Source organism: Streptomyces sp. NPDC059371, assembly GCF_042751995.1.
GTDB lineage: Bacteria > Actinomycetota > Actinomycetes > Streptomycetales > Streptomycetaceae > Streptomyces.
Genome location: NZ_JBHYXD010000116.1, coordinates 20,276 through 27,640 on the forward strand (window position 1 = coordinate 20,276; position 7,365 = coordinate 27,640).

Genomic DNA, 7,365 nt, shown 5'->3' on the forward strand with positions numbered 1-7,365 from the left:
ACACGGAAGCCGTACGACCGAAGAGAGGTGCACCCGAGGTGCAGGACGACATCGTCGCGCGGGCCCAGGCGTGGCTGGCCGAGGACCCCGACGCGGAGACCCGTGACGAACTCGCCAAGCTCGTCGAGGCGGAGGACGTCGCCGAGCTGACCGCCCGCTTCGGCGGGACGCTCCAGTTCGGCACCGCGGGTCTGCGCGGTGAGCTCGGCGCGGGGCCGATGCGGATGAACCGTTCCGTGGTCATCAGGGCCGCGGCCGGACTCGCCGCGTATCTCAAGGCCGAGGGACGGACCGGCGGACTCGTGGTGATCGGCTACGACGCCCGCCACAAGTCCGCGGACTTCGCCCGGGACACGGCGGCCGTGATGACGGGCGCGGGCCTGCGTGCCGCCGTCCTGCCCCGGCCGCTGCCCACGCCCGTCCTCGCCTACGCCATACGGCATCTCGGCGCGGTCGCGGGTGTGGAGGTCACCGCCAGCCACAACCCGCCCAGGGACAACGGCTACAAGGTCTACCTCGGCGACGGCTCGCAGATCGTCCCGCCGGCCGACGCGGAGATCGCCGCCGAGATCGACGCGGTCCGCGCGCTCGCGGACGTGCCCCGCCCCGACTCCGGCTGGGAGACCCTCGGCGAGAGCGTCCTCGAGGCCTACCTGGCCCGTACGGACGCCGTCCTGGGCGAGGGCTCGCCGCGTACCGCCCGCACCGTCTACACGGCGATGCACGGCGTCGGCAAGGACGTGCTGCTCGCGGCCTTCGCGCGGGCCGGTTTCCCGGAGCCGGTGCTCGTCGCCGAGCAGGCGGAGCCCGATCCGGACTTCCCGACCGTCGCCTTCCCCAACCCGGAGGAGCCCGGCGCGATGGACCTCGCCTTCGCGGCGGCCCGCGCGGCGGAACCCGACCTGATCATCGCCAACGACCCGGACGCCGACCGGTGCGCCGTGGCCGTGAAGGCCGGTGCCGACTGGCGCATGCTGCGCGGCGACGAGGTCGGCGCGCTGCTCGCCGAGCACCTGGTGCGGCGCGGCGCGCGCGGTGTCTTCGCCGAGTCGATCGTCTCCTCCTCGCTGCTCGGCCGGATCGCCGAGGGCGCGGGCCTGCCGTACGAGGAGACGCTCACCGGGTTCAAGTGGATCGCCCGCGTCGAGGGGCTGCGCTTCGGGTACGAGGAGGCGCTCGGCTACTGCGTCGACCCCGACGGCGTACGCGACAAGGACGGCATCACCGCGGCCCTCCTCGTCACCGAGCTGGCCTCGGAGCTCAAGGAGCAGGGCCGGACCCTGCTGGACCTCCTCGACGACATCGCCGTCGCGTACGGGCTGCACGCCACCGACCAGCTCTCGGTGCGGGTGGAGGACCTCTCGGTCATCGCGAACGCCATGAGCAGGCTGCGCGAGCAGCCGCCCACGGAGCTCGCGGGCCTCGCCATCACGAAGGCCGAGGACCTGACCCGGGGGACGGACAAGCTGCCGCCCACGGACGGCCTGCGCTACACGCTGGACGGCGCCCGGGTCATCGTCAGGCCGAGCGGCACCGAGCCCAAGCTGAAGTGCTACCTGGAGGTCGTGGTGCCCGTCGACGGCCACGACGGTCTCCCGGCGGCCCACGCGAAGGCGGCCGAGCTGCTGACGGCGATCAAGCGGGACCTGTCGGCCGCGGCCGGCATCTGAGCCCACGCCCCCGGTGAGAGACGGCCCGTCCGCCGTTTCCCACCGGGGGCGTGCGCCGTTTTCCCCGCGGGGAGCCGTTCATCGCCTCCCGCGCGACGGGGCCCGTCCGTCGTTTCCCGTCCGGAGGCCTCGCGCCGAGTTCCACGCGGGGAACCGTGCATCGCTTCGCACGTGTCGGGGAGCAGCCGTCCGCCACTTCCTGGCGAAGACATGACATCCGCCCTTCTTACGGGTGATTTCCGCACGGCAGTTGACGCAGCGCTCCCGTGCGCCACCGGAAGACCGAGGAACGGTTACCGGCAGCGCACCTTCGAGTCCCAGGAGCCGCCGCGTGCCCTCGACCGATTCCCGGCCGACGTCCGCCCCGCCCCGAAGGGCGCCGGGCGGGACCGTCCCCGGCGTCCCGGCCGCCCGGCACGCGCCCGGCGCGGCCGGTCTCCTCGCCCTGGTCCGCGCCGGTCTGCGGCACGCGGCCCCGGCCCTGACCGCCTACGCGGCCGTCCGCCTCACCGGACTGCTCACCCTCGCGCTCTGGGCGCACCGCAGACATCACGGCGTCTGGCCGATCCTGGCGGCCCAGTGGGACGCGGACTGGTACCTCGGCGTCGCCGACCACGGTTACGCGCGCCATCTCGGCACCGCGTTCGACGCGAACAACCTGGCCTTCTTCCCGCTCTACCCGGTCCTGGTCAAGGCCGTCGCGGCCGTGACCCCCGGTTCCCGCGCCTCGACCGGGCTCGCGATCGCGGTCGTGTGCTCGTTCGTCGCCGCGTGGGGCGTCCACGCGGTCGGCAGTCATCTCCACGGCCGCCGCGTGGGTGTGCTGCTGACCGTGCTGTGGGCGGCCCTGCCGGTGGGTCTTGTCCAGTGGATGGGCTACACGGAGTCGCTGTTCACCGCGTTCGCCGCGTGGGCGCTGTACGCGGCCCTCACCGGCCGGCTGCTGTGGGCCGCCTCGCTGGCGGCGCTCGCTGGGCTCACCCGGCCCACCGGTGTCGCGGTGGCCGCCGCCGTGGCCGTGGCCGCGCTGCTGTCGCTGCGCCGCGGCTTCTCCGGCCGGGCGCTCACCGCGGTCGTCCTGGCCCCGGCCGGCTGGCTCGCGTACGTCGGCTGGGTGGGGCACAGGCTGGGCCGCTGGGACGGCTACTTCGCCGTACAGCGGCTGTGGCACAACGAGTGGGACGGCGGCGCGGAGACCGTGCGCCGGCTGCGGGAGGTCCTCGCGCAGAACTCCTCGCCGGAGCTGTTCCTGGTGATGGTGACCGTGACCCTGCTGGCGGCCGTGGCGCTGTACGCGCTGTCGGTGGGCGACCGCCAGCCGCTCCCCCTTCTCGTCTTCACCGGGATCCTGCTGCTGATCGTCCTCGGCAGCGGCGGCGTCTACTTCCCGCGGGCCCGCTTCCTGCTCCCCGGCTTCCCGCTGCTGCTCCCTCTGGCCCTGTACCTGGCCCGCGCCTCACGCCGCCTCAGGACGCTGTTCCTCACGGCCGCGGTCCTCGGTTCGGCGTACTGCGGCGCGTACATGGTCCTGGTGTGGCCGAGCGCGCCGTAGAGGGTTCGCGGGCAGTGCCTTCCCGGGGTTCGTCTCACCAGTCCGGGAGCCCCACCAGCGCGACCGACACCGCCGACAGCCACACCAGGACGAACGGCACCGCCAGCGGCCACAGGGGGCGCCCCCGTTCGTCCTCCTCGCTGTCGCCCGTGGGGCGCAGGTCGGGGTCGGTGTGCATGGCGGTCACCTCGGCGGCCAGCGCGTCGTACGGGTGAGTCACACCGCGTCGGCGCTGGAGCCAGGCCCAGCGGGGCGCGGCGACCGTCCATGACCCGTCGCCGCCCCAGCGCAGCTTGAGCTCCAGGGACTCCCTGCGGACCGAGCGGATGTCGTCCCACGGGATGTGGGTGGTCCCGCGCAGACCGTTCAGCCAGAGCCCGTTCCTGTCGGCGGTGATCCGCCAGCACAGCTTCACGGGTATGCGGAACGCGCCGTACAGGCCGGTGAGGAGGGCGAGGACGTGCTTCCAGAGGCTGACGTCCCCGTCGGTGAACACCAGCCCGTACAGCAGAGCGCCCCACACCAGCATCAGGAAGCCGGACAACCGGTCCACCGGGCCCGCGCGCCAGTGGCGTACCGGTGCGGTGTTCATCGAGCGGGCGGCCTCCACCAGGCCGAAGTGCTGTGCGTCGTCCGCCGCCCTGCGGGCCGCCGTTCGCTTCGCCCGTCCGAGTCGTCGCCGCACGGTGCTCTCCGGCACCGGGCGTACGGGCCCGGACGACCGTTCCGCCACGAGCGGGCCCCCGGGCGTCGGCGCGGCACTGACGAGCACGACCTCGGCACCGTCGTACGGCACGCCGTACAGGACTGCCTCCCGCAACGGTCCGGGCCGGTCGTCGTAGAGCGGGTCCGCTTCCACCGGGCCCGCGACGTCCGCCACGTCCGCCGCGATGTCCACCGCGCCGTCCGCCACGTCGTCCGCGTCATGGTCCCGGTCATGGTCCAGCGCGACCACGCCGACGGTGAACAGCGGTCGCAGGCCCGCCACGTCGTCCGCGGCGAAGACCCTCGCGTCGCCGCGCCGGGTCTCGCGCGTCAGGACGCGCAGGACGGGCACCGGCGCGGCACGCAGGGCGACGGCCCGCCGTCTGCCCAGCACTCCGGAGAGCAGGGCGGCGACGCCCAGCCCGGCCACGAAACAGCCGCCGACGACCACCGCCCGGCGGCTCTCCGAGGAGTCCCACAGACCGGCGGTCGCGATCGGCGGGACGCCCGCGAGGATCAGGACGGTCCCGAGTCGGGAGAGAGACCGGCCGCGCCGAAGCGGCCGGTCCGTGTCCGGGAGGGGTGCCGTCACCCCTCCCGAGGCGGCGAGTGCCGCGTCCCGCTGCCGGTCCCTGGCCCGCAGCCGCAGGCCGGAGACGGCCAGGGCGGTCGCGGTCAGCAGGAGTGTGCCCGCGACCACGGGGAGGACCGGGGCGGGACGCAGGACCACGACCGCCAGGGCCAGGGCCGGCGCCGACACCCGTACGATCTCGGGCCGCAGCGGCAGCCATACGAGATGGAGCCCGGCCGCCGCCGCGAGGTACGGCGGCAGACCGGCCCAGGTCAGTCCCAGGGCGGCCAGCGCGCCTGTGAGCAGCGCCAGTTTCAGGCTCCGCAGCCCGAGCCGCTGCACGGATGTCCAGCCGGGCGGCAGCACCCGCGTCCAGCGCCGGGTGTGCTCCGTGCTCCAGGAAAGGCAGCCGTCGGGTATCGCGGTGGCGGGCAGGGGCCGCCGGACGTCGGTGTTCATCGTTTCCCAGAGACTCGGACCACGCGGGCGGCCGGGTGTACGGAAGGCCCTCGGCTTCGTCTCCGGGTGGGGGAACGGTGGTCGCGGCCGAGGCGGGGCGGGCCCCGCGAAGGAATGCGTCAGCCCGTCGCCAGCAGGATGACCAGGACCACGAGGCCGGCGAGCGCGGGGCCCATCACCTCGTACGCCCAGCGCACCGTGACCTCGCCCTGCGCGCTGTCCGCGGCGGCCCGGTTCTCTGCCAGCTCGCGCAGATCGTCCATGATCCGGTCGGTCTCGGGGCGGACCGGCGCGTCGGCGACGGCGGACCGGCCGAAGGCGGACGCGCGGCCCAGCGACGAGCGGCCGTCGCCCCCGCGGCCCGCCGCGCCCTGGGCCGACTGCCGGGCCGCCTTCTTGCGGGCCCGCAGCGACACGGGCACCGCCCAGAGCTGGTACTTCGTGCCCGAGGTGTCGGTCACCTCGTTCGAGTAGTGCGACCGCAGCGAGGCGACCTTGCTCCAGGGGAGCACGATCACGCGCAGCGGGTTGCGGACGCGCAGCCGGTCCTCGTTGGCGTAGACGGCGGGGCGCAGGGTGAACGCGCTCACGAGGGGAACGATCAGAATCAGTCCGGCGAGCGCCAGCCAAGGGGTGCGGCCGTGGCCGGAGACCAGCGCGTCGAAGCCGAGCCAGCCCACGATGAGGAGCAGGAGGACGCCGCCCGCGATACCGGCGGGCGACCGGTAGATCCGGTCCCTGGCCTCGGGTCGCGAGGCGTCCGGAAGGGGTGACTGGTGGTCGGGGGTCGTCATGGTCCCGATTGTGCCCGACGTGCGCCGCGTGCTTGAGCTCGGTCGGGTCTCGCTATGGTCGCGAAGGACTCCGCGCCGCCCGTCTCCGCGGCACCGCGACCGCGCCGGCCACGACCGCCCCGATGATCCGGCGGAACGTCGGGCATTCCATGTGGCTGGGCGCGGGACAGGCGGCGGTGTGCCGCAGGGAGTCGCGCAGGACCTCGAGCTCGCGGATCGTCCGGTCCAGTTCGTCGGCCTTGTCGAGAAGGGCCCGGGGGTCGATGCGCGGGCGCCCGTCCGGCGCGAACATCCGGGCGATCTCGTCCAGCGAGAAGCCGGCGGAGCGGCCCATCGCGATCAGCGCCAGTCGTTCCAGCACGCCGGGGTCGTACTGCCGGCGCAGACCGCGTCTGCCCGTCGGGGCGATGAGCCCCTTCTCCTCGTAGTACCGCAGGGTCGAAGCGGGCACTCCGGCGCGGCGTGCCACTTCGGCGATATCCAGATCCGGCATCGTCTTGACCTCAAGTCGGCTTGAAGTAGGACGGTGTCATCTCCAGGCCATGAGGGCAACCACGGGAGGCATGATGGAAACCGAACGCGGGGCGGGCGACACGGTGGGCGACGGGGTGGGCGACACGGTGGGCGACGAGCAGGCCGCGCGCTGGAACGGGCCGTCCGGGAACGCCTGGGTCGAGGCCCAGGACATGGTGGACGCGATGTTCGCGCCGCTGGAGAAGCTGCTCGTCGAGACGTTTCCGGCCGGGGCGGGGGGCCGGGTCCTGGATGTCGGCTGCGGTACGGGCGGCACGACGGTGGCGATCGCGCGGCGGCTCGGGGCCGGGGGGCGGTGTGTCGGCGTCGACATCTCGGAGCCGATGGTGGTGGCCGCTCGGGCGCGGGCGGAGCGGGAGGGTGCGGACGGGGTGGGTGCGGACGGGGTGGGTGCGGACGGGGTGGGTGCGGGGGCCGTCTCGTTCCTCCGCGCCGACGCTCAGGATCATGTCTTCGAGCCGTCCGCGGCCTTCGACGCCGTCGTTTCCCGCTTCGGAGTCATGTTCTTCTCCGATCCGGCGCGGGCCTTCGCCAATCTGCGGCGGGCCGCGAAGGACGGCGCCGTGCTGCGGTTCGTCGTCTGGCGGGACATCGCGGAGAACCCGTTCATGACGACGGCCGAGCGGGCGGCGGCGCCGCTCATGCCGAATCTGCCCGCGCGTGATCCCGCCGCGCCGGGGCAGTTCGCCCTGGCGGACGCGGACAGGGTGCGGCGGCTGCTGGAGGAGGCCGGGTGGGCCCGGGTCGGCCTCCGGGCCGTCGACGTGGCGTGCGTCATGCCCGAGAAGGAGCTGATCCCGTACTTCAGCCGGTTCGGGCCGGTCGGGATCGCGCTGCGCGACGCGGACGAGACGACGAGGGCCCGGGTCGTCTCGACGGTCCGCCCCGCGTTCGAGCCGTACGTCCACGAGGGGGAGGTCCGCTTCACGGCGGCGTGCTGGCAGATCGACGCGCAGGCGGGCTAGCGCCGGCGTCCGCGGGCCGGGCGGTTCCGGTCCGGTGGGTGGGTCGGGGCCGTGCCGGTGCATCAGCCCGTCGCCGTTGGGTGAGGCGTGACCGTCGGTGGCGACGGGCATCGAT

General features: G+C 74.1%; 6 protein-coding genes. 3 read left to right on the plus strand and 3 right to left on the minus strand.

The features are described from left to right. Nucleotides 1–38: 38 nt before the first annotated feature. Nucleotides 39–1,670 (plus strand): phospho-sugar mutase, encoded by a 1,632-nt coding sequence (locus tag ACFXGX_RS37850; protein ID WP_384801203.1) that lies wholly within the window; start codon nt 39–41, stop codon nt 1,668–1,670. A 331-nt stretch (nt 1,671–2,001) separates the two neighbouring features. Next, a complete protein-coding gene (locus ACFXGX_RS37855; RefSeq protein ID WP_384801206.1) occupies nt 2,002–3,222 on the plus strand; it encodes a hypothetical protein in 1,221 nt (406 codons plus the stop codon). Nucleotides 3,223–3,256: 34 nt separating this feature from the next. Here ACFXGX_RS37855 and ACFXGX_RS37860 read toward each other — a convergent pair whose 3' ends face one another. From ACFXGX_RS37860 to ACFXGX_RS37870, 3 genes are all read right to left on the minus strand, one after another. Further along, nucleotides 3,257–4,957 (minus strand): hypothetical protein, encoded by a 1,701-nt coding sequence (locus ACFXGX_RS37860; protein WP_384801209.1) that lies wholly within the window; start codon nt 4,955–4,957, stop codon nt 3,257–3,259. Nucleotides 4,958–5,076: 119 nt separating this feature from the next. Then, the gene (locus tag ACFXGX_RS37865; RefSeq protein WP_384801212.1) at nt 5,077–5,751 is read right to left on the minus strand and encodes a PH domain-containing protein; all 675 of its coding nucleotides are present in this window, start codon (nt 5,749–5,751) and stop codon (nt 5,077–5,079) included. Between the two features lie 52 nt (nt 5,752–5,803). Further along, on the minus strand, nt 5,804–6,244 hold the full coding sequence (locus ACFXGX_RS37870) for a helix-turn-helix domain-containing protein (protein WP_384801215.1): 441 nt from the start codon (nt 6,242–6,244) through the stop codon (nt 5,804–5,806). A 70-nt stretch (nt 6,245–6,314) separates the two neighbouring features. On the opposite strand from ACFXGX_RS37870, the gene ACFXGX_RS37875 reads away from it, so the two are divergent. Continuing rightward, nucleotides 6,315–7,250: a class I SAM-dependent methyltransferase gene (locus ACFXGX_RS37875; protein ID WP_384801218.1), complete on the plus strand. Its 936-nt coding sequence runs from the start codon at nt 6,315–6,317 to the stop codon at nt 7,248–7,250. Nucleotides 7,251–7,365: the final 115 nt, after the last annotated feature.

What these genes read in the sequence shown, in the direction of transcription:
- ACFXGX_RS37860 (WP_384801209.1), bottom strand. Translation starts at nt 4,957, where the DNA reads ATGAACACCGACGTCCGGCGGCCCCTGCCCGCCACCGCGATACCCGAC.
- ACFXGX_RS37865 (WP_384801212.1), bottom strand. Translation starts at nt 5,751, where the DNA reads ATGACGACCCCCGACCACCAGTCACCCCTTCCGGACGCCTCGCGACCC.
- ACFXGX_RS37870 (WP_384801215.1), bottom strand. Translation starts at nt 6,244, where the DNA reads ATGCCGGATCTGGATATCGCCGAAGTGGCACGCCGCGCCGGAGTGCCC.
- ACFXGX_RS37875 (WP_384801218.1), top strand. Translation starts at nt 6,315, where the DNA reads ATGATGGAAACCGAACGCGGGGCGGGCGACACGGTGGGCGACGGGGTG.